Origin of the sequence: Flavisericum labens (genome assembly GCF_045446075.1) — a bacterium.
Taxonomy (GTDB): domain Bacteria; phylum Bacteroidota; class Bacteroidia; order Flavobacteriales; family Flavobacteriaceae; genus Flavisericum; species Flavisericum labens.
This window is the reverse complement of sequence record NZ_JBJJBQ010000002.1, coordinates 241,835-263,540: the sequence shown is the minus strand read 5'-3', so window position 1 is coordinate 263,540 and position 21,706 is coordinate 241,835. Positions and strand designations below refer to the sequence as shown.

Below are 21,706 nucleotides of genomic sequence, written 5' to 3'. Positions count from 1 at the left end.
CTTAATATTTGTACGCAATACTCGACATAGAAACCACTGGCGGAAAGTATAATGAAGAAGGCATTACAGAAATAGCCATTTATAAATTTGATGGTCATGAAGTTGTCGATCAATTTATCAGCCTTATAAACCCCGAACGTGATATACAGCCATTTGTAGTTAATCTTACAGGTATAAACAGTAACATGCTGCGGCATGCCCCAAAATTTTACGAAGTGGCCAAACGCATTGTAGAAATTACCCAAGACTGTATTTTAGTGGCTCATAATGCACAATTTGATTATCGAATTTTACGAACAGAGTTCCGGCGGCTTGGTTTTGAATATGAGAGAAAATCACTTTGTACGGTTGAATTATCTAAAAATTTAATTCCAGAACAACCCTCATACAGTTTGGGCAAGTTGGTCCGCTCATTAGGTATTCCAGTTACCGACCGCCACCGCGCTTCCGGCGATGCCATTGCTACAGTAAAACTATTTAAAATTTTACTTGACAAAGATACCTGTAAAGACATTGTAAAGCAATCCGTTAAATCAAAACAAAAACATCAATTAGAGCCCAAGCATTTAGATATTATTGATGAGCTTCCATCAACCACGGGAGTATATTACATTCATAAATCTGATGGAGAAATCATTTACATTGGAAAAAGTAAAAACATTAAAAAACGAATCAACCAACACTTTACTGGCACCAATGCTAAGTCAAAAAAAATTCAAGCACAAGTCAGCGCCGTAACCTACGAATCTACTGGCAGCGAATTGGTTGCACTATTAAAAGAAAGTGAAGAAATAAAAAAGAATAAGCCCATATATAACAGAGCCCTAAGGCGGTCAATTTTCACGCATGCTTTATATAGCTTCGTGGACGAAAACAATTATATAAACTTGAAGATAGATATTGCCGACGGACGCAAAAAACCCATTACCACATTCAGTAACAGACAGAGCGGAAAGAGTTTTATCACCAAAGCGGCAGAAGATTATAAGCTCTGCCAAAAATTAACCGGTTTATATAAAACCCAGACCAGTTGCTTTAACTACGACATTAAAGCATGCGAGGGCGCCTGCATTCAAGAAGAACCTGCAGAATCTTATAATAACAGAGTAAAACAGCTCATCGAAAAAAATAGTTATTCCAATAAAAACATGGTGATTATTGACCGCGGAAGGGCCATTGAGGAGCGCAGTGCCATGCTCATAAAAAACGGTGTTTTTCAAGGCATTGGTTACTTTAACCTAAACTACCAAATAAACAATATAGATGTATTGGAATCCATCATTACCCCGATGCAGAACAATAGAGATGTACAACACATCATTCAAAGTTATTTAAGAAAAAACAAACGCTTAAAAATCATATTACTAGACTAAACATGAACAAAGTTATTTTCACCGCCCTGCTTACCATCTTCTCGTTATTTTCATTTTCGCAATCTTCTGAAACAAATCCTGTTTTTAGGGTTTCCCTCAAGGACTTAAAAATGAACGCTTACCCAAAAGACTCCACGGCCAATGCATTGGTTTTATATGAATTTGGGAGTAGCCATGTCGATAGAAGTGATTACGATTTAAGAACAGAAGAAAAACACAAAATAAAAATTTTCAATAAAGATGGATTTGACCATGCAACAGTGACCATTTATTTATACAAAACTGACGGCAATCATTACGAAGAAGTAAAAAACATTGTAGGTACAACATACAACTTGGAAGGCGACAAAGTCACGAAAACCAAGCTCGATGAAAACAACGTATACAGGGAAAAGTACGACGAAAACATTACTATGGTAAAATTCACTATGCCCAATATAAAAGAAGGTTCGGTTTTTACATATAGCTATAAAATAAGATCGCCCTACATGCGCAAATACCATGGTTGGGAATTTCAAGCCGACATTCCAAAACTATACAGCGAATATAGAACCAGCACGCCTGCGAATTGGGTTTACAATGTAAAGCTTGTTGGAGGTAAAAAGTTAACAACCCATAAATCTAGTATTAAAAAAAATTGCCTTGAAGCCGGCGGTGGAAGTGCCGACTGTGCCGAGTTTGTTTATGCTATGAAAGATATTCCAGCTTTTATAGATGAAGATTACATGACCACGAGATTAAACTATTTGGCCAGAATTGAATACGAGCTTGAAACTTTTCAATCTATGGATGGCAGGGTGCATCACTACACGAAAACCTGGAAAGATGTTGATAAAGAAATAAGAAAAGAAAAAGATATAGGAAAACAACTAAAAAAGTCCGTCGATATAGAACAGTTACTTCCTGAAGAAATAATAATTCAAAATAACCAACTAACAAAAGCCAAAGCCATTTACAAACATGTACAAGAGCATTATACATGGAACGGCGATTTTAAAATCTTCAAGGATGTTTCGGTAAAAGACTTAATAAAAAACAAAACGGGCAATGTATCGTCTGTTAACATTTTGCTCAACAATTTATTGAGGGAAAGCGGGGTTAAATGTAATCCTGTATTACTTTCAACCAGAGGAAACGGTTTTGCAACAAAACTATACCCAGTAATAACCGATTTTAATTACCTTGTTGTGCAAGCTTCAATTAACGGCAAATTATACTTACTTGATGCCACCAACAGTTATTTAAGTTTTGGAGAACTGCCCTTTAGATGTTTAAACCAATATGGACGTTTATTAGACTTGGATAATGGGAGTAAATGGATTGATATTGCGCCCAAAAAACCATCAAGCGTTTTATACAAAGCCGATGTTAGCATCGATGCAGAACAAAATGTTTCTGGAAACATTAGTGCTAAATATTCTGGATATCATGCCTTAAGCACAAAAAAGAAGTATTTTTCAAATAAACAAACCTATATCAAGAACTTAGAAAACAATGCACCATTCATTGAAATTTCAGATTACGAAGCATTATCAAAAGAAAAGGATAGTCCTACTTTTTTAGAAAAGTATGATGTAAAATACAATCTAGACCCCACTGGTGAAACCATTTACATAAACCCCATTATAACCAAGTTTTTTGATTCCAATCCGTTTAAACTTCAGGAAAGAACATACCCCATAGATTTTGGTTATCCAGATACCTATATTTACATGTTCAATTTAAAATTTGATGACAATTATTCCGTTGCTGAAATACCCAAAGACTTTATTTTAGGACTACCAAACAATACTGGCCATCTTAGTTTGTCGTCAAAGCAATTTGGCAATTCGGTCAATTTGATGCTGAAGTTTAGTTTTAAAGAGGCCACTTACCCCCCCGAATATTATCCGTATTTAAAAGAATTTATGGCTAAAATTATCGATGCCCAAAACAACTCGCTCATTTTATTGAAAACAAATAGCTAATCTTTTACTATTTTTGGTGTTATGAACAAACATCAAAGAAACAACTGGAGAGATAAACTTCATGAAGTGATTTATGAGGCAGATACTCCCTCAGGGAAACTTTTTGACGTTGTATTGTTTGTTGTTATTATTGCCAGTATTCTATTGGTTATGCTGGAAAGCGTGAATAGTATTGATGCAAAATACCACCGTTTTTTAAACATTTCAGAATGGGTCATCACTATTTTGTTCAGCATAGAATATATTGCCCGAATTATTACCGTAAAAAAACCGTTTAAATATATTTTTAGTTTTTATGGTATCATCGATTTTTTATCAACCATTCCAAAATACATATCGCTTATTTTTGGCGGAATACATGCTCTGGCTGCCTTACGTGCCCTGCGTTTATTAAGGGTGTTCAGGATTTTAAAACTTGCACGATACTTGGGAGCATCACAACTTTTAATGAATGCCATAAAAGCCAGTAAGGCTAAAATATCGGTGTTTTTATTTGCGGTATTAATTGTTGCCATCATTCTAGGAACCATTATGTATTTGGTAGAGGGTGAAGAAAATGGTTTTACCAATATACCCAAAAGCGTATATTGGTGTATTGTAACACTAACCACGGTAGGCTTTGGAGATATCGCACCACAAACCCCCTTGGGACAATTTATTGCCTCAATGGTTATGATACTAGGTTATGGCATTATTGCCGTACCAACTGGAATTGTTTCTGCCGAATATACCAGCCAAAGCAAACAAAAACAACCAGAACCAACTCCTAATATACACTTAAACTCACAATCCTGTTCCCATTGTTTGGCCGAAGAACACCGCGATGATGCCACATACTGCCGTAAATGTGGAAAGGAACTTTAAAGAACAGTTATTACTTAAAAACGACTTTTACTATTAACTACGACGAAAAATACCTTATTTCCATTATTGGCCCAACAGCCATAGGTAAAACGGCTTTGAGTATAAAATTGGCGCAACATTTCAATACAGAAATTATCTCGGCCGATTCGCGCCAGTTCTATAAAGAAATGCATATTGGCACAGCTGCCCCAACATCAGATGAACTTAATGCGGCCAAACACCACTTTATTCATCATAAATCCATTCACGACAACTATAATGTTGGTACTTTTGAAAAGGACGCTCTAAATTGCTTAAAAACACTATTTAAAGAACATAATATAGTTATTATGGTTGGCGGCTCTGGATTGTACGTCGATGCGGTAACAAAAGGCCTAGACCATTTCCCTGAAGTAGATGACAGTATCCGCGAAGCATTAAATGCAGATTTAAAAAACAAAGGCCTCCCCTATTTACAGGAAAAACTAAAAACATTAGACCATATAGCAAACAATACGATTGCTATTGACAACCCTCACCGTGTTATCCGGGCATTAGAAGTTTGTATAGGCTCTGGGCAGCCCTATTCCTCTTTTTTGAATAAAGGCAAAGAACATCGAGATTTTAAAACCCTTAGTATTGGGCTTTCCGCCGAAAGGCCAATAATTTATAACCGCATTGAAAAACGGGTAGATATCATGATGGAACAGGGCTTGCTGGAAGAAGCCAAAGCACTTTTTGAATACAAGGATATGAACGCATTGAACACGGTGGGCTACAAAGAACTGTTTAAATATTTTGAAGGTGAATGGACTTTAGATTTTGCCATATCGGAAATCAAGAAAAACACGCGACGGTTTGCAAAACGACAACTCACCTGGTTTAGAAAGCAAGAAGGTACTCTATGGTTTGATTATTTGAATGATGCGACTGATATTATTGAGACTATAAACGAAAAAATTTCAGCTGACTAAAAAAGACAATAGGTAATTTTATTGCATAACCACATTACTGTATTTAGCATTTACAACAATACTTTTTCCGCTAGACAAACTGCCCGAAGAAAAGTTTGAAGTATGGTCCTTAGTTTTCTTTTTGGGGTGTGAAAACTGCGAGTGCGTCCCTTTATATTGCACATTACAATCTACTTTTGGCAACATTATTATGGCGTTGCTGTTTTGAAGAATCACATTTAAATTGGTAAAACTGTCTCCAATCTCAGTAATAGACAAATCGCCAATATTGCCATCTATTACGGCACTTCCGGAAAGATTTTCCAAATCAACATCAGATGATATAGCGTTTAAAACTAAATGTTTCACATTTTTCAAGTTGGCCTCTTTTACATAGTTCAAATTAAGTTCTCCTAAATTCCAATTAGTAATGTAAACAGGCGAATATGAAGCATTGATGGAAGTTAAACTCCCATCGATGCTTTGTGCTCTAAACTTTGTATGAGATAAGGTGGCATCTAGGTTATCAACATTGGATGCAAATTCTATTTCGCCATGCCTCGCGTTAACCTTTAGCTTTGCCTTTTTAGGGATTTTTATTTTAATGGTCTTTTTAACTTCTACACCTGGTTTACTATCCATAATCTCAATTATTCTTTTCTCACGTTCCTTGGCAAGTTTAGCCCGTTCCTTTGTACGTTCTTTATGGGATTCAATCCGCTCCTTATGGGCTTCAATCCTTTCCTTTTGAGCTTCAGCCATTCGCTCGGCATGTTCGGTATGTCTTTCGACTTGAGCTTCCATGCGCTCTGCATGCCGTTCCATTTGTTTGGCATAACGTTCGCCCCATTCAGCCATTTTTTCAGCAAACCCTTCGTGATCCCATTGTTTTTCAAACTGCTCCGCCCAGGCTTCCATTTGTTTACCGTATTTCTCGCCCCATTCTTTTCCGAACTTTTCACCCCAAGCCTCCATCTTTTCTTCAAAATCCTTTCCGAATTTAGATTCAAACTTTTCGGTATATTCTTTTAAATACTTTTCGCCATCTTTTTTATAGGCTTCATAATCAAAGTTAAAACTATGAATTCCTTCCGGCAACTCTGGTAACTCCGGAAGTTCGGGTATTTCAGGAATCTCAGGGACTTCGACATTTACTTCAAAATCCATTTCGGGCATTTCTGCCAACTCATACTTTAATTCCTTTAAAATCACTCTCACATCGTCATCTCCACTAGTTCGAACCACCCAATTTCGTGAACCAGTTCCAGATGCGTTTATTGAAACCTCACTTTGTGTAGCATCTACATCTACCTTCCATAATTTTAGAGCATTTTGAAGTTCTTCATCGCTCAATTTTTCACCTTGAATATAGGCTTCAATTTCCACCGTATCTTTGTTCCAAGTATCGAAGACAATGTTGCAATTGCTTGTATTTAAATCTATAACCACATCTTTATCCACTTTTATGGATTGTAAGACTTTAGTCAATTTATTTTGCGCCATGATGCTTCCTACAACGAAAAAGCATATGGCAAAAACGTTTATATTTATAATCTTACTGTTCATTTTTTGATTTTTTAGATTGATTGTACTACTTCATCACTATTTGAAGTCTTTAATGTTTTTATTTGTTCTCGAAGGCGATACAATAGATTTAAACGAAATTTCAAATTATCAATTAACGCATTAACGGTTAACTCACTCGGTCCAGACTCGGTTAATTCTAGCGAAAGACGTTTGTACTCTTTATCCAACTCATCTAATTGGGCCAAATAACCATCAAAGAGTTCTTTGGTTTCTGGTGTGTATTCGATTTTAGATAACTCCAAATTGATACTGGCCAAATAGTAATCTTCTACTTTTTTTAGCCCAGGTGAAATATCGCCCAAAGATTTTGTTTCCAATGTTTTCGTTTTTACTATTTCCTCTACCCCATTTGAAACCGGTTCAAAAAATTTAAAAGCCCCAAAACTCAGTCCTAAAAGCACCACAACACTAGCCGCTATTTGCAACCAACCAAACCGCTTCTTTTTGTTAACGGGTAATGCCTTGTCCAACTTTTTCAAAAAGCGCTCTTGATGGTTTTTGGGCATTTTTTCACCTGATAGGGTATCATTTTCAAACAATTCTCTAATATTTTGTGCCATCTTTTTTAAGTGTTAAAAGGGTTTGTAATTTTGTTTTACCTCTTGATAATTGGGTTCGCGATGTCACTTGCGAAATCCCCAAAATACTGGAAATCTCTTGATGGTCGTAGCCTTCAATTAAATACAGCATTACTACATAGCGATATTTATCGGGTAGCTCTTCTATGGCTCGTTTCACATCGTTTAAAGTCATTGTATCTTCTACCAACCATTTGTCGTTTTTAGGTGTATCGACCACTTTTAAGTGCACCTCTTCCAGTTCAACCAATTGGTGTTTCCTGGATTTTAAAACATCTATACACCTATTAACCACAATACGTTTTAACCAAGCCCCAAAAGTAACCTCTGCCTTGTACTGGTGCAATTTCGTAAAAGCCTTAATAAATGCTTCTTGCACCACATCTTCGGCATCGGCAGCATCTTTGAAAAACCTTTTAGCAACAATATACATCCCATCGCAGTACTGGTTGTATAACTGCAATTGTGCTTTTCGGTTGTTCTGTTTACATTGTTCTATAATGTCAACTTGAAACATGCTTGTTTTACTTCTGGTTTCGGTTAGTTCACTTTAAAGACGATAAAAAAAATAAGGTGTTGCAAAAAATTCAATTTTTTTTTTTTTTGAGGCGATATAACAAAGCTAAATAAATGTACGTTTGCATTTTATAGTTATACCTTTTAAATTATATTTGCTTGCATAAATTGCTCTATATGAACTCCTTTTTAAAACGCCTATTAATACTACTTTCTATTATAGCCTCGGGTCTGTTTTTGTATTCTATCTTTGTTGAAAACATTTTCGAAAAACGACTGAGCCCTAAGGACACCGTAGAATTTAAATTAAACGATTTAAAAATGAAGGTGTTTTATAACCGTCCATATAAAAAAGACAGGGATATTTTTGGTGGTTTGGTACCCTACAATCAAGTTTGGCGGACAGGAGCTAATGAGGCGACCACGTTCGAGACCAACCAGCCTTTAAAAATTAATGGTTTACTGTTAGATGCTGGGAAATACACGCTATGGACAGTGCCAAAAGATTCTACATGGACAGTTATGTTTAACTCCAAAGAATATTCATGGGGTGTAAATGCCGAGATGAAACCGATGTGGGACCCGAACTACGATGTATTGAATATTGAAGTGCCCGTTCAGCAGTTAGAAAATACCGTAGAGCAGTTCACTATTGCTTTTGACAATTCCACCGATAATCTGTCGTTGACCATGGCTTGGGACGATGTTAAAATTGCGGTACCTCTTAAATAAAAAGTTGGTAGTATTTAGCTAACAGTCGCAGTTTACATTTTTCAATAAAAATAAATTTGTAATTTAGAAGAACATTCGTGAATTCGTGGCAAAACAAAAAAAATTGGCTTTAGAAGAAAAAAAAGGTGTTTCTAGTTCAGAAAGCGCAAATTCACCTTCAATAAAATCCATTAAAGACAAACGCAAAATTGAGTTAAATGCCGCTACGCTAGTTGAAAACATTTTAAAACAAGACATCACCGCATTAAGCAGAGCCATTACCCTTATTGAAAGTAAAAATCCAAAACATGCTCAACAGGCAAAAAGCATTATACAGGATTGTTTACCTCATGCGAACAAATCTATCCGTATTGGCATTACTGGGGTGCCCGGCGTAGGGAAAAGCACATTTATTGAAGCTTTAGGACAACACCTAACCGATTATGGTAAACGCGTTGCCGTTTTAGCCATTGACCCTAGCAGCACCATTACCAAAGGAAGTATTTTAGGCGATAAAACCAGAATGGAGAACTTAGCCAAAAGCGAAAACGCTTTTATACGCCCTTCAGCATCTGGTGAATCTTTGGGCGGTGTAGCTCGAAAAACGCGAGAAACTATTGTTTTATGTGAAGCCGCAGGTTTTGATGTGATAATAGTGGAAACCGTTGGCGTGGGGCAAAGCGAAACCACCGTTCACAGCATGGTAGACTTCTTTTTGCTTTTAAAACTGGCTGGTGCGGGTGATGAGTTGCAGGGCATTAAACGCGGAATTATAGAAATGGCCGATGCCATAATCATCAATAAAGCCGATGGCGACAACCTTAAACCCGCTAAGCTAGCGGAAACTGAATTTAAACGCGCTCTACACCTATACCCCGAAAAGGCTTCAAAATGGCCACCCAAGGTTTCTCGATGTAGCGCAATTAACAACGAAGGCATTGACCAAATTTGGAAAATGATCTTAGATTATGCTGAAACCACAACTTCAAATGGTTATTTCGAAGAAAAAAGAAATAAACAAAATGAATATTGGCTCGTTCAAACTATTGAAGAAGAGTTGAAATCCCAGTTTTTCGAAAATCCAAAAATCAAAAAGGAATTAAAAACCCAATTGGAACTTTTAGCTGCAAACAAAACTACACCTTTTGCTGCTGCCGATTATCTCTTAAATTTAAGCCTCAACCAACCTTCTTAAAAGGTATTTTGTCAATTTATAAAACATAAAGCCTGAAATAGCCCCAAAAGCCATTCCGCAAATAATATCCAACGGATAATGCACTCCAACATAAATTCTGCTATAGGCAACCGTTGCACTCCAAAAGAGTAAAATAAAAATCAGACTTTTGAAATACGGCCGCAACAATAAACCTGCAAAAACGGCCACAGCCATAGAGTTTGAAGAATGCCCCGAAAAGAACCCAAATTTACCGCACCGAACGGCAATGAACCGAAGTTGTTCAAAAATATCGGTATTTCCGCAAGGTCTAGGCCGAGAAAATCCGCGTTTAAAAACATTGGTGATTTGGTCGGTAAACGTAATCATTAAAGCGACGACCACAACAAAAACGAGCAAAGATTTCAAACCGTATTTTTTATAAAGAAAAAACAACAATACAGCATAAAGAGGAATGAACGTTAGCTTGTTGGTTACGGTTAACCAAAAACCATCCCAACTAGGTGTTCCTAAGTTGTTTAAAAATAAAAAAAGTTCTGTATCATATTGTATTAGCGTGTCAATCATTTTTGAAGTTATTTTGGCTTTTTTTGAAACAAATTTAGAAATCAAATGACCTCTAATTATTCATCATATTTAGCTACCTCAGCATCATAAAATTCTGTAGCCTGCTTAATGGCATTTTCTGTTTCAGTCTCTAATTCCTTTTGGTCTTCGGCATCAAAGTCTTCAAACCACTCCACTTCATCATTTTCAAGATTAATTATAAACCTAGGGAATTCTGTGTGGATTACAAAAATAGCGTTTGGATAATCGGTATTATCACCTAAAATAAACTTTGGAAGTGTCATGTTTTGAAATTATTTATTCGACAAAATTAGCCTTTTAGTTAGAAAATGGAACCGAATATATAACAAAATTGCTGCCACGGTCAAACCAGCTAAAAGTCCGAGCCAAATACCAAAACTGCCATAAGCATTCGCTTTTCCTAAAAACCAAGATATGGGAAACCCCACCACCCAATAGGAAACAAAAACCAAGACCATCGGTATTTTAACATCCTGAAGTCCACGCAACGCACCCAAAACCAACACTTGAATACTATCGCTTATTTGAAATACGGCCGAAATAAGCAAAAGTTTACCTGCTATTTGCATCACCTCTCTATTATCTGTAGCATTTTCAACATCGTTATAATCTAAATACAATTTGGGCAATTGGGCATGAAATACAAAAAAGAAAATAGCGAAAACTAAAGCAAAAATAATTCCAAGGAAAAATATGGAATGTGCTATTCTCCGTAATTCTAAATACTTTTTTAATCCCTTTTGGTTTCCTACACGGACCATAGCCGCAACACTTAAACCAGTGGCTACCATAAACGTCATAGAACTTAAGTTTAACGCAATTTGATTGGCCGCTTGCGGATTTTTACCCAACAAACCGCTAAGCCAAATGGCCGCAGTAAAAATAGCGACTTCAAAAAACATTTGCATAGCACTGGGTGTACCCAGATTAATGATTTTTTTAAGCATCAATTTATCTAAAACCCAAAATTTAACTTGGGTTACATAGTTTTTTGATTTTTCTTTTTTTGCCAACAAAAACCAAAGATGCCCAACCATGACCAAGCGAGATATAAGTGTTCCGTATGCAGCGCCCACAATACCCAATTCTGGCATACCCAACTTTCCAAAAATGAAAATATAATTTAAAACCACATTGATAATATTGGCTAAAATAGTGGCATACATAGGGTATTTTGTCATAGACAAACCATCACTAAACTGCTTAAAAGCTTGAAAAATAATTAATGGAATTAACGAAATGGCCACAAGATCAAGATATGGGATAGCTAACTCAACTACCTCCAAGGGTTGTTGCATTAAGTACATTAGAGGTTTAGCGAAATAAACCAACAAAAACATCATGATACCCAAAATGGTACATAAAAATAGTCCATGTTTAAAAGAGGACTTTCCGGAAGCAAAATTTTGCCCAGCATCGGCTTCAGCAATTAGCGGTGTAATAGCGGTGGAAAATCCAATGCCCAATGACATAGCAACGAACATAAAACTGTTTCCTAAAGATACGGCAGCCAGTTCTGCAGTACCCAGTTGCCCTACCATAATATTATCAACAAAACTAACAAAAGTATGCCCCAACATACCGAGCATAACTGGTGCAGCCAATCGCCAATTGTAACTAAATTCTTTCGTGTATTTCGCTAATTGCATTTGGCAAAAGTAAATGATAAGCTTGGCTTTTTACACCATTTGCGCAACTCTTTTCGAAGATAGAATTATTAACAAATGTTAATAATTCTACAAATTAACTTAAAAACCCCATGGTTTTTTCGTATCTTTAACATATTCTCCCAAAGAACTAGTGAGCATATTTCGAGACAGTTAAGTTTAGTTATTAGGGATTCAAAAACTTAAGGTTTCAAGATTTTAGGGAGGAAAGCAATTTTCTCCCTTTTTTATATAAATCCATTTAAAAATTAGAAACGATAGTTTTGGCCTTTTCAAATTCTTGAATAATATTTTTTACAATTTCTGCCGCTGGTTTAATATCGTGAATGGCTCCAGAAATTTGTCCTATTTCGAGCTCCCCTTCTTTTAGGTCCCCTTCAAACATACCTTTTTTTGCTCTACCTCTGCCCAACAAATCTTTTAACTGCTCAACCGATGGCGATCTTCTATAGAGTTCCTGAACGTCTTGGTAGAATTTATTCTTAATCAACCTTACCGGAGCCAATTCCTTTAAAGTTAATTGGGTGTCGCCTTCTTTGGCATCAACAACCGCTTGTTTAAAATTAATGTGGGCCGAACTTTCTTCACTGGCCGCAAAGCGACTACCGATTTGCACACCATCTGCCCCCAGCACCATCGTAGCTAACATAGCTGCACCCGTTGCAATGCCACCTGCTGCTATTAACGGAATACTTATTTTTTCTTTTACCATAGGCATTAAGGTTAATGTTGTTGTTTCATCCCTTCCGTTATGCCCACCAGCCTCAAACCCTTCTGCAACAATGGCATCTACACCAGCTTCCTGGGCCTTGAGAGCGAACTTTACACTACTGACCACATGAACAACAATAATACCTCGTTCTTGCAACCATGCCGTCCAAGTTTTAGGGTTTCCCGCAGAGGTAAAAACAATTTTAACACCCTCTTCAACAATGATATCCATGATTTTTTCAATATTTGGATATAACATAGGCACGTTTACACCAAAAGGTTTATCAGTAGCTTTTTTACATTTTTGAATATGCTCGCGAAGAACTTCAGGATACATACTTCCGGCTCCTATAAGACCTAAAATTCCTGAATTACTTGATGCTGATGCCAAACGCCAGCCACTGTTCCATACCATACCAGCTTGAACAATGGGATATTTAATATTAAAAAGTTTTGTAATTCTATTTGCCATTATTGTTTTACCAATTTAAACGTTTTTGAAACTGCGTTATAAGTTAATTTGGCGATATAAATACCTGTGGGTAAAAATTCCATATTGATAGATTTTGATTGACTAAAGACTGAATCATAACCATTGATAGCCTTACCTAAAACATCATACAATTGAAATCTTACAAGACTTTGATTTGATTCTATTTTAAGATTTAACCTCTCTTCTACGGGGTTAGGATACCAAATAATTTTAGATTGGTTTGAAATATTTGTATTGATCGACAAACCTAGGTTTAAAGCCTCTTGAAAGTTGGGAATACCAAAACCCAAAAAATAATCGGGAGTATCGTATTGTGAAGCAGATTCTCTGATTAATTGCATAATTTCAGCATTTGTTTTTTCAGGTAACGCTTGCCAAAGACAAACAACCCCTCCAGCCAAAATTGGAGAACTAAACGATGTTCCGTTGGCTGTTGCCACGGTGTTATTATTAGTGATTATATAACTTGCTTGGCCTTGAGCTACAACATCGGGTTTTTGTGTAGGTTGAATGGTACTTCCTACCGAACTAAATGTCACATACTCTCCATTAGCATTAACCGCTCCCACAGAAAGCACATTGGGTGAATCAGCAGGGACATTAACACCGCTGAGCCCTTCATTTCCAGCAGAGTTTACCAGCAGTAATCCTTTTTCAAAAGCTATATTGGCTCCTTTAGTTATAAATGTTGTATAACCGTCGTATTCTGAAACTGAATAATTATAGTTTGGGTTGTCGTAAAAAGCGCCATACCCCAGAGAGGTGTTTATCACATCTATACCTAGGCTATCAGCCCGCTCGGCAGCTTCTACCCAATAACTTTCCTCTACCGGGTTTTCGTTTAACCCATCTTCTGTTGTAAAGAGATAATACTTTGCATCCGGAGCAGTTCCAACATATTCATCTTGAATATACCCGGCCATACAGCTCAAAACATTTGTACCATGCGATCCAATGGCATTGATGAAAACATCCTCGCTTCTGTTTACAAAATCATATGTTCCTAAAAGGTTTCCTGCTTCCCTTAGTCTTTGAAACGCACCCATAATGTTTACGTTTGAAAAACCACCGTCTAATACAGCAACCGTCATTCCTTCACCTGTATAATTCAAGACATGTAAAGCATTAACATTAATCATCTCTATCTGGTTTGCTGTATTTCCATAATTGAAGTCAGTTAACTGTTCCTTAAATTTAGACTCATGCTTTTTTGTCTTGTTGATATTTCCCCTATTGTTTAAACTTTTATCGGCAAAATCAATAGAACTAACAAAATTCAAAACTATAAGCGCTTCTATATCTGATTGGCTGCCTCGAACATGAGTAGCGTTAAACCATTTTGATTTTGCCAAAACGGTAATACCCGTTTGAGTTTTTAATTGAGTAATGTAAGATTCATTTACAGGAACATCTCGTTCGTCAATATTGATGCCGTGTGCATTTTTCCTATCGATGGCTTTTTGTGTAAGTATAGAAATGGGGGTTGAAATTGAAGCCGCTACATTTTCTTTGTCTGTAAAATAGACCCACGCATCTTGTTGTGCAAAGAGATGACCACCAATTAAAGCCAAACTCAGAACAAAAAAAAACATTTTCATATAGCAATGATTTTAGCCAAGTTACGAAATTACTCCAGAACCTATTAGCTCATCATCATTATACCAAGCAACAAATTGCCCTTCCGTTATTGCCGATTGAAAATTTTGAAACTCCACATATAAACCACTATCAACGCAGTGTAAGATTGCTTTTTCTAATGGCTGACGATAACGTATTCTAGCCATGACCTGCATTGTTTCGCCTGCCTTTAAAGCTAAATCTTCACGAACCCAATGCAATTCATCATCATCAATAAATAGGGCTCTTTTTAATAAACCTGGGTGTTCTTTGCCTTGCCCCGTGTAAATAACATTTTCTTTAACGTCGGTTTCAATCACAAATAAGGGTTCAACAGTACCTCCTACTGCTAGACCCTTTCGTTGGCCTTTAGTAAAATAATGCGCACCTTGGTGTTTGCCAACCACTTTTCCGTCATCTAAAGTGTAATCAATTTTTCGAGATAAGTATTTTAATTTTTCTTCTTCTGAAGTGAACTGCGTTTCAATATTATTGAAAATTTCTTGTTCTCTTGGGACTTCAACAATAACACCTTCTTTGGGCTTTAGTTGCTGCTGAAGAAAATCGGGTAACCTCACCTTACCTATAAAACAAAGCCCTTGCGAATCTTTCTTTTCCGCAGTAACCAAATCTAGTTTTGAAGCAATTTCGCGCACTTCGGGTTTGGTAAGCTCTCCAATAGGAAACAACGATTTAGCCAATTGCTCCTGAAATAGTTGGCATAAAAAATAGGATTGGTCCTTATTTCCATCAATACCTGCCAACAACTGGTAAATTTCCTTTCCATCTTTTTCTATTGTTCCTTTTCTACAATAATGGCCGGTTGCCACATAATCGGCGCCCAGTTCTAAAGCAATCTTCATAAAAACGTCGAACTTAATTTCCCGGTTACATAGCACATCAGGATTTGGAGTCCTTCCCTTTTCATATTCATCAAACATGTAATCCACAATACGCTCTTTATATTGCTCACTTAAGTCGACTGTTTGAAAAGGAATTCCCAATTTTTCAGAAACCAGCATAGCATCATTACTGTCATCTAACCACGGACATTCATTAGATATGGTTACCGAATCGTCATGCCAATTTTTCATAAACAGACCAATAACTTCATACCCTTGCTCCTTTAAGAGATAAGCAGCTACGCTAGAATCAACACCTCCGGAAAGTCCAATTACAACCCTTTTCATTTTAAAATTTTAATGCGCAAAGATACACATAAATCCCTTATTTCACAGATGATGAAATCAAATGACTTATAGCATAAATTAAATTTTGTTTAACTATATTGAAATTTAATTGAACAATTTTTAGTTTTTTGTTTAATTATTTTATACTTTTGTTTAACAAAACAATAAAATTATATGTTATGAACACCCTAAAAACATTTCAAAAATTTACGATTTTCCTTTTTATCACAAGCCTTTTGGTTTCCTGTAGTAATGACGATGACAATAATGGTCCTAAAGGACCAACTTTAAATATTGTTGAAACCGCCCAAGCAACAGGCGATTTGAGTATCCTTGTTGATGCAGTAATTCAAGCTGGTTTGGCAGATGCACTTTCGGCCTCTGGAGACAAGACCGTATTAGCTCCAACGAATAAAGCATTTACCGATTTTTTAGCCAACAAAGGCTTTAATGACCTGTCTGAAGTACCTAATGATGTTTTAACCCAAATCTTGCTTAATCATGTAATTGCAGATGCAAACATTAGTTCTTCTGCGCTAATTGGTAATACCGGATACGCAAATACTTTAGCTAACGGCCCCACTGGAACAAATTTGAGTCTTTATTATGACGGAACATCAGGAGTTATATTTAATGGATACGCTTCTGTTGAATTGCCGGATATTGAGACCACCAATGGAATTGTACATGTGGTAGACAAGGTAATTGATTTACCTACTATTGCGACATTTGCAACATCAAATCCAGCCTTGTCAACTTTGGTAGATGCTTTGGCCTATGCTGACACAGGTTCGCCAACAGTTCCTTATATCAATACCGTTTCAGATGGTACAGCTGGCCCCTTTACAGTATTTGCTCCAACCAATGATGCTTTTGTATCTGTGCTGCCAGAATTGGGTGTAAGCGCATTAACAGAGGTAGAAACTGCGGCTGTTGATGCCGTTCTATTATATCATATTGTTAATGCCAATGTTCAATCAACTCAACTAACGAGTGGTTCAGTTACTACCCTAGGTGGAGATATCACTGCTGACGCAACAGAATTCACATTGACGGATGCCAATGGAAGAACAAGTAAGATAGTAACATCTTTAGTGGACATACAAGCAGTAAATGGCGTAGTTCACGTTATTGATAAAGTCATTTTACTTCCTCTTGAATAAGATAATAAATTTTAGTTTGGTTTGTTGAATTTAGGCAGTTTACTCTCAAAAATTGCCTATGAAAAAGAAAGACTCCTTAAGCAATTAGGGAGTCTTTTGATTTGTACTGGGTCTAAAAGTTTTCTTGTTTTACTAATTTACCGTTTTCATAATATTTCCAGACACCGTGTTTTTTATCCCTTTTATAGCTGCCTTCACACACCAATTCTCCCTTTCCATTAAAAAATTCGGCTTTGCCATGCAATTCATCATTTTCGTAAACATAGGATTTTACGATAATATTATTTTCCGAATACCAAACAGACTCACCATGCAGTTCGCCATCAACGTAAGTTTGTTTTTCGGCGATTTGCTCATTTGGATAATAAACAAAACGCTCTTCATTCAATTGGCCTTGATTGTTATAATTTTCTAAAGCCAAAAGGTTATCGTTGTGTTTTTGATAATATTTCCAAGTACCTATATATGTTTTTCCATCCATTTGCCCTTCGCTTACCAATTTACCTTTTGATGTAAAAAACTTGACCTCGGCTATATTATTATTAGCATTAAATTGTTTAGTTGCAGATAAGACCGCTTTGTTCCTATAATTTTTATAGAATTTGAAAAGTCCTATTTCTTTTCCGTGCAAAAATTCACCTTCGTACCTTAAAACATCGGTATTCTCATGTTTTTTTTGCCATTTGCCATGTCGTTTTCCGTTGGTGTCAAATTGATTGAATTTTTGTGCAAAAACAGCACTAGTAAAAGCAAAAAAAAGAAAGAAGCATTTTATTATTTTCATATTAATACCTTTTGATTACTAACGTTCATTTTTTTAATTTCTTATAATAAAAAAGCTGCCAAACAATTGTTGCGGCAGCTTTCATAAATTTATATGATGTTAACCTAAAAACTAGTTTAGGTTAACAAATTATTTACGCTTGTTTTGTATTTGTTTTTGCTTTTCGGCCTGTTCCATCATATCGGCCATTTTTTTCTGAAAACGACTCTGCTTTTTGGGCTTTTTCTTTTTCTCTTGAATTTGTGCGTGAATTTTATCCTCGTCAAGAATATAGTTTTTAATGACCAAGATAATTCCAATACTAATCAAGTTAGAAATAAAGTAATACAAACTCAAACCAGAAGCATAGTTGTTAAAGAAAAACAACATCATAATTGGTGAAAAGTACATCATGTACTTCATCATTTTAGCCATATCAGGCATACCTTCCTGCTGCGGTTGCGCTTGCATATTTTGCCCTGTTGTTAAGCGCATGTAAAAGAATATAGCTATCGATGCCAATATGGGGAACAAACTAACGTGATTGCCATAAAATGGAATACTGAACGGCAAATTGGCTATTACATCGTAAGACGATAAATCGTCTGCCCAAAGGAAGCTTTTTTGTCTTAAATCGAACGCCGATGGGAAAAACTGAAAGAGCGCATAGAACACCGGCAACTGAATTAAAGCCGGCAAACATCCCGCCATGGGGCTAGCTCCTGCTTTAGTTTGCAAGGCCATGGTTTCTTGTTGCGCTTTCATTTTATTGTCTTTGTATTTATTACGAATTTCGTCTAATTCGGGCTTTAAAATTTTCATTTTAGCCTGAGACAAAAACTGCTTGTATTGAACAAAAGACAACATGATTTTCACTAAAATGGTCATCACCACAATAGCAATACCGTAAGGCATATAAGCACCTAAAAAGGCAAACAACGGCATGAATACATAACGGTTTATCCAACCGAAAATACCCCATCCAAAGGGTACGATTTCATCTAAGTTTCTGTCGTATGCGTTTAAAACCTTAAAATCACTTGGCCCATAGTACCAATCCATACTTTGACTTATCTCACCGCCTTGTAATTCTAATGGGATTTTTGATGCAAACATCTTGGTGTAAACCGTATCAATCGCTTCATCTTCTACCAAATTATTAGCCGTTAATTCAGCCTTTTTAAATGGTGTGTCGGTTAAAAGTACCGATGTAAAGAAATGTTGTTTATAGCCAATCCAAGATACTTGTTCAATATTTTCTTCCGCATCACGGGCACCCGTGTAATCATCCTTACCACCTTCGTAATCGTAATGGATATCGGTATACCTGTTTTCATATGAAATACTTTTCGCGTGACGATAACCTTTTAATTTCCAATCTAGGTTGATATCTTGCGAACTGTTTATAACATCGTTCAAACCTTGAGAACGAACCGTAAAGCCCATCATATAATCACCATCTTTAACTTCGTAGCGATACTCAAGAAACTTGGTTTCAGAAACTTTTAGTTTCATGGAGACCACTGTTACGTCTCCGTTTTTGGCTACCGATGGGACAAACGGCAAATCTCTGGTATTTAAAATTCTGCTGTCGGTTGTTCCAAAATTGATGTTCAAAGACGCATTATCATCTTTAACTAAATAAATGGGAAGTGAATCGTAATCAACAAATTGTTTCAGTTTTACTTCAGAAAGATATCCGCCTTTATTATTGAATTTTAAGGCCAATAAATCACTTTCAACTACGGTTTCGCCTTCAGACGATTGCATGGCCGAATAAGCAAATGCACCTAACTTGTTCTTCAATTTTACTTGCTGAAGCGAGTCTACCTCTTCCCCTACCACAAAATCATCTGCTGTAGTTATTAAAGTTTCCTCCTGTTTCTTAGTCTCTTGTTCAGCCTCAACTTGTTCTTGCTTAGCTTTTTCTTGAGCTTCCAACTCTTCTGGAGTGGGTTGGTTTTGCCAAAGCATATAGGCTAAAATTCCAAAAATCAGGATAAAACCTATAATCGAATTAATGTCTAACTTTTTTTCTTCCATATTTTAAATTTAGACCTGATAGGTTACAGTAACCTATCAGGTCTTTTAATCGTTAAGTTAAATCAAAAAACTAACCACTTATTTGTTTTGTGCCATAGTGGCACTCTTTTTTTTCTTATGGCTAAGGGCAGCCTTTACAAATGCTACGAATAACGGATGCGGATTGGCCACTGTACTTTTATATTCCGGGTGGTATTGCACGCCCACAAACCATGGGTGATCTAGCAACTCAACAATCTCTACAAGTCCAGTATCTGGATTTAAACCTGTTGCTTTCATTCCAGCAGCTTCAAACTGTTCTTTGTAGTCTCCGTTAAACTCGTAACGGTGTCTGTGTCTTTCGGCAATACTTTCAGCTTTGTAAATATCACGTACTTTACTGCCCATTTTTAAATCGCAAGCCCAAGCACCCAAGCGCATAGTACCGCCTTTATCTATAACCGTTTTTTGATCTTCCATTAAGGCTATTACTGGGTTTTCGGTTTGCGTATTCATTTCTGTTGAATCGGCATTCTTAAGTTCCAAAACGTTTCTGGCAAACTCAATAACTGCCATTTGCATTCCCAAACATATACCTAAAAATGGCACGTTATTTTCGCGAACGTACCTTACGGCATCAATTTTACCTTCAATACCTCGCTCACCAAAGCCTGGCGCTACCAAAACTCCATCTAAATGGCCAAGCATAAGTCCTGCATTATCGTTGTTTATATATTCAGAATGAACAGATTCTACGTTAACTTTTACTTCGTTTTCTGCACCTGCATGAATAAAAGCCTCCAATATGGACTTATAGGAATCTTGCAGCTCTACATATTTTCCAATTAGGCCGATTGTAATTTCGGTTTTCGGATTTTTATGACGTTCTAAAAACTGGTTCCACTGATCTATATCTGGTTTTGAACTATCTAAATTTAGTTGCCTTAACACCACTTTGTCGAGTCCCTGTTCAAGCATTAAATTAGGCACATCGTAAATGGTTGAAGCATCTATGGATTGTATTACGGCGTCTTCCTTAACGTTACAGAACAATGCTAGCTTCCTACGCAAATCTGACGGCAAATCATGCTCTGTTCTACAAACCAAAATATCGGCCTGAACACCGCTTTCCATAAGGGTTTTCACACTATGCTGAGTTGGTTTTGTTTTTAATTCGCCTGCAGCAGCAAGGTATGGCACCAATGTTAAATGAATTACAATACCGTTATTTTCACCCAAATCCCAACGCAATTGCCTAACGGCTTCTATGTATGGTAAAGACTCTATATCCCCAACAGTCCCACCAATTTCAGTGATAACAATATCATAATTACCTGATTTCCCAAGTATCTGGATACGCTCTTTTATTTCATCGGTAATATGCGGAACAACTTGAACCGTTTTACCTAAAAACTCACCGCGGCGTTCCTTTTGTATAACGCTTTGGTAAATTCGTCCAGTAGTTACATTATTGGCTTGGCTGGTAGGTCTGTTTAAAAAACGCTCGTAATGACCCAAATCTAAATCGGTTTCTGCTCCGTCTTCTGTTACGTAACACTCCCCATGTTCGTAAGGATTTAGTGTTCCTGGATCAACATTAATATAAGGATCTAATTTTTGAATAGTAACCCGATAACCTTGAGCCTGTAACAATTTAGCCAGAGATGCTGCTATAATACCTTTACCGAGTGATGAAGTAACCCCGCCGGTTACAAATATGTATTTTGTAGTAGTTGTCATGTTGCGCTTATAAACGCAGGCAAATTTACAAAATTAAAATAGTTAATGGG

19 protein-coding genes are annotated in these 21,706 nt (G+C 36.6%); 7 read left to right on the top strand and 12 right to left on the bottom strand.

Annotated features, from left to right (window positions below):
- Positions 1–8 precede the first annotated feature (8 nt).
- Genes ACIEHO_RS04810 through miaA form a run of 4 tightly spaced genes read left to right on the top strand, consistent with a single transcriptional unit; the run spans position 9 to position 5,157 of the window.
- A complete protein-coding gene (locus tag ACIEHO_RS04810; protein ID WP_406969209.1) occupies positions 9–1,373 on the top strand; it encodes an exonuclease domain-containing protein in 1,365 nt (454 codons plus the stop codon).
- 2 nt (positions 1,374–1,375) lie between these two features.
- On the top strand, positions 1,376–3,340 hold the full coding sequence (locus ACIEHO_RS04805) for a hypothetical protein (RefSeq protein ID WP_406969207.1): 1,965 nt from the start codon (positions 1,376–1,378) through the stop codon (positions 3,338–3,340).
- A gap of 21 nt (positions 3,341–3,361) precedes the next feature.
- Positions 3,362–4,204: an ion transporter gene (locus ACIEHO_RS04800; RefSeq protein WP_406969205.1), complete on the top strand. Its 843-nt coding sequence runs from the start codon at positions 3,362–3,364 to the stop codon at positions 4,202–4,204.
- Positions 4,186–5,157, top strand: coding sequence for a tRNA (adenosine(37)-N6)-dimethylallyltransferase MiaA (gene miaA, locus ACIEHO_RS04795; RefSeq protein WP_406969203.1), 972 nt, complete (start codon positions 4,186–4,188; stop codon positions 5,155–5,157). Before ACIEHO_RS04800 ends, miaA begins: the two co-directional genes overlap by 19 nt.
- Before the next feature lie 18 nt (positions 5,158–5,175).
- Here miaA and ACIEHO_RS04790 read toward each other — a convergent pair whose 3' ends face one another.
- The 3 genes from ACIEHO_RS04790 to ACIEHO_RS04780 are packed head-to-tail and all read right to left on the bottom strand — an operon-like array spanning position 5,176 to position 7,818.
- Positions 5,176–6,702, bottom strand: coding sequence for a hypothetical protein (locus ACIEHO_RS04790; RefSeq protein ID WP_406969201.1), 1,527 nt, complete (start codon positions 6,700–6,702; stop codon positions 5,176–5,178).
- An 11-nt stretch (positions 6,703–6,713) separates the two neighbouring features.
- Entirely contained in the window at positions 6,714–7,283 is a 570-nt protein-coding gene (locus ACIEHO_RS04785; protein WP_406969199.1) for a hypothetical protein, read from the bottom strand.
- Positions 7,267–7,818, bottom strand: a complete 552-nt coding sequence (locus ACIEHO_RS04780) for an RNA polymerase sigma factor (RefSeq protein WP_406969197.1) — start codon at positions 7,816–7,818, stop codon at positions 7,267–7,269. The genes ACIEHO_RS04785 and ACIEHO_RS04780 overlap by 17 nt, the downstream gene beginning before the upstream one ends.
- A gap of 176 nt (positions 7,819–7,994) precedes the next feature.
- Between ACIEHO_RS04780 and ACIEHO_RS04775 the strand changes: the two genes are divergently transcribed.
- Positions 7,995–8,549: a DUF2911 domain-containing protein gene (locus ACIEHO_RS04775; RefSeq protein ID WP_406969195.1), complete on the top strand. Its 555-nt coding sequence runs from the start codon at positions 7,995–7,997 to the stop codon at positions 8,547–8,549.
- Positions 8,550–8,652: 103 nt separating this feature from the next.
- On the top strand, positions 8,653–9,723 hold the full coding sequence (gene meaB / locus ACIEHO_RS04770) for a methylmalonyl Co-A mutase-associated GTPase MeaB (protein WP_406969193.1): 1,071 nt from the start codon (positions 8,653–8,655) through the stop codon (positions 9,721–9,723).
- Here the strand turns inward: meaB and ACIEHO_RS04765 are convergent.
- The 6 genes from ACIEHO_RS04765 to mnmA form a co-directional block, all read right to left on the bottom strand.
- Positions 9,700–10,269, bottom strand: a complete 570-nt coding sequence (locus ACIEHO_RS04765; RefSeq protein ID WP_406969191.1) for a phosphatase PAP2 family protein — start codon at positions 10,267–10,269, stop codon at positions 9,700–9,702. The two genes, meaB and ACIEHO_RS04765, sit on opposite strands and share 24 nt — an antisense overlap.
- A 56-nt stretch (positions 10,270–10,325) precedes the next feature.
- Positions 10,326–10,553, bottom strand: a complete 228-nt coding sequence (locus ACIEHO_RS04760) for a hypothetical protein (RefSeq protein ID WP_406969189.1) — start codon at positions 10,551–10,553, stop codon at positions 10,326–10,328.
- A 9-nt stretch (positions 10,554–10,562) separates the two neighbouring features.
- Positions 10,563–11,939 (bottom strand): MATE family efflux transporter, encoded by a 1,377-nt coding sequence (locus ACIEHO_RS04755; protein WP_406969187.1) that lies wholly within the window; start codon positions 11,937–11,939, stop codon positions 10,563–10,565.
- 259 nt (positions 11,940–12,198) lie between these two features.
- The gene (locus tag ACIEHO_RS04750) at positions 12,199–13,140 is read right to left on the bottom strand and encodes an NAD(P)H-dependent flavin oxidoreductase (protein WP_406969185.1); all 942 of its coding nucleotides are present in this window, start codon (positions 13,138–13,140) and stop codon (positions 12,199–12,201) included.
- Positions 13,140–14,759 (bottom strand): S8 family serine peptidase, encoded by a 1,620-nt coding sequence (locus ACIEHO_RS04745; RefSeq protein ID WP_406969183.1) that lies wholly within the window; start codon positions 14,757–14,759, stop codon positions 13,140–13,142. The genes ACIEHO_RS04750 and ACIEHO_RS04745 overlap by 1 nt, the downstream gene beginning before the upstream one ends.
- A gap of 21 nt (positions 14,760–14,780) precedes the next feature.
- A complete protein-coding gene (gene mnmA, locus ACIEHO_RS04740) occupies positions 14,781–15,968 on the bottom strand; it encodes a tRNA 2-thiouridine(34) synthase MnmA (protein ID WP_406969181.1) in 1,188 nt (395 codons plus the stop codon).
- A gap of 179 nt (positions 15,969–16,147) precedes the next feature.
- Between mnmA and ACIEHO_RS04735 the strand changes: the two genes are divergently transcribed.
- The gene (locus ACIEHO_RS04735) at positions 16,148–17,131 is read left to right on the top strand and encodes a fasciclin domain-containing protein (protein ID WP_406969179.1); all 984 of its coding nucleotides are present in this window, start codon (positions 16,148–16,150) and stop codon (positions 17,129–17,131) included.
- Between the two features lie 112 nt (positions 17,132–17,243).
- Here the strand turns inward: ACIEHO_RS04735 and ACIEHO_RS04730 are convergent, their stop codons facing one another.
- From ACIEHO_RS04730 to ACIEHO_RS04720, 3 genes are all read right to left on the bottom strand, one after another.
- Positions 17,244–17,915 carry a toxin-antitoxin system YwqK family antitoxin gene (locus tag ACIEHO_RS04730; protein ID WP_406969177.1) on the bottom strand — a complete coding sequence of 224 codons (672 nt, stop codon included), beginning with the start codon at positions 17,913–17,915 and terminating at the stop codon, positions 17,244–17,246.
- Positions 17,916–18,044: 129 nt separating this feature from the next.
- Positions 18,045–19,937, bottom strand: a complete 1,893-nt coding sequence (gene yidC, locus ACIEHO_RS04725) for a membrane protein insertase YidC (protein ID WP_406969175.1) — start codon at positions 19,935–19,937, stop codon at positions 18,045–18,047.
- Between the two features lie 78 nt (positions 19,938–20,015).
- Complete coding sequence (locus ACIEHO_RS04720; RefSeq protein ID WP_406969173.1) at positions 20,016–21,656, bottom strand: CTP synthase; 1,641 nt, start codon at positions 21,654–21,656, stop codon at positions 20,016–20,018.
- Positions 21,657–21,706 lie beyond the last annotated feature (50 nt).

What these genes read in the sequence shown, in the direction of transcription:
- ACIEHO_RS04760 (WP_406969189.1), bottom strand. Translation starts at nt 10,553, where the DNA reads ATGACACTTCCAAAGTTTATTTTAGGTGATAATACCGATTATCCAAAC.
- ACIEHO_RS04775 (WP_406969195.1), top strand. Translation starts at nt 7,995, where the DNA reads ATGAACTCCTTTTTAAAACGCCTATTAATACTACTTTCTATTATAGCC.
- ACIEHO_RS04790 (WP_406969201.1), bottom strand. Translation starts at nt 6,702, where the DNA reads ATGAACAGTAAGATTATAAATATAAACGTTTTTGCCATATGCTTTTTC.
- ACIEHO_RS04780 (WP_406969197.1), bottom strand. Translation starts at nt 7,818, where the DNA reads ATGTTTCAAGTTGACATTATAGAACAATGTAAACAGAACAACCGAAAA.
- ACIEHO_RS04800 (WP_406969205.1), top strand. Translation starts at nt 3,362, where the DNA reads ATGAACAAACATCAAAGAAACAACTGGAGAGATAAACTTCATGAAGTG.
- ACIEHO_RS04745 (WP_406969183.1), bottom strand. Translation starts at nt 14,759, where the DNA reads ATGAAAATGTTTTTTTTTGTTCTGAGTTTGGCTTTAATTGGTGGTCAT.
- mnmA (WP_406969181.1), bottom strand. Translation starts at nt 15,968, where the DNA reads ATGAAAAGGGTTGTAATTGGACTTTCCGGAGGTGTTGATTCTAGCGTA.
- ACIEHO_RS04805 (WP_406969207.1), top strand. Translation starts at nt 1,376, where the DNA reads ATGAACAAAGTTATTTTCACCGCCCTGCTTACCATCTTCTCGTTATTT.
- ACIEHO_RS04735 (WP_406969179.1), top strand. Translation starts at nt 16,148, where the DNA reads ATGAACACCCTAAAAACATTTCAAAAATTTACGATTTTCCTTTTTATC.
- miaA (WP_406969203.1), top strand. Translation starts at nt 4,186, where the DNA reads ATGTGGAAAGGAACTTTAAAGAACAGTTATTACTTAAAAACGACTTTT.
- ACIEHO_RS04720 (WP_406969173.1), bottom strand. Translation starts at nt 21,656, where the DNA reads ATGACAACTACTACAAAATACATATTTGTAACCGGCGGGGTTACTTCA.
- ACIEHO_RS04755 (WP_406969187.1), bottom strand. Translation starts at nt 11,939, where the DNA reads ATGCAATTAGCGAAATACACGAAAGAATTTAGTTACAATTGGCGATTG.
- yidC (WP_406969175.1), bottom strand. Translation starts at nt 19,937, where the DNA reads ATGGAAGAAAAAAAGTTAGACATTAATTCGATTATAGGTTTTATCCTG.
- ACIEHO_RS04785 (WP_406969199.1), bottom strand. Translation starts at nt 7,283, where the DNA reads ATGGCACAAAATATTAGAGAATTGTTTGAAAATGATACCCTATCAGGT.
- ACIEHO_RS04765 (WP_406969191.1), bottom strand. Translation starts at nt 10,269, where the DNA reads ATGATTGACACGCTAATACAATATGATACAGAACTTTTTTTATTTTTA.
- ACIEHO_RS04750 (WP_406969185.1), bottom strand. Translation starts at nt 13,140, where the DNA reads ATGGCAAATAGAATTACAAAACTTTTTAATATTAAATATCCCATTGTT.
- ACIEHO_RS04730 (WP_406969177.1), bottom strand. Translation starts at nt 17,915, where the DNA reads ATGAAAATAATAAAATGCTTCTTTCTTTTTTTTGCTTTTACTAGTGCT.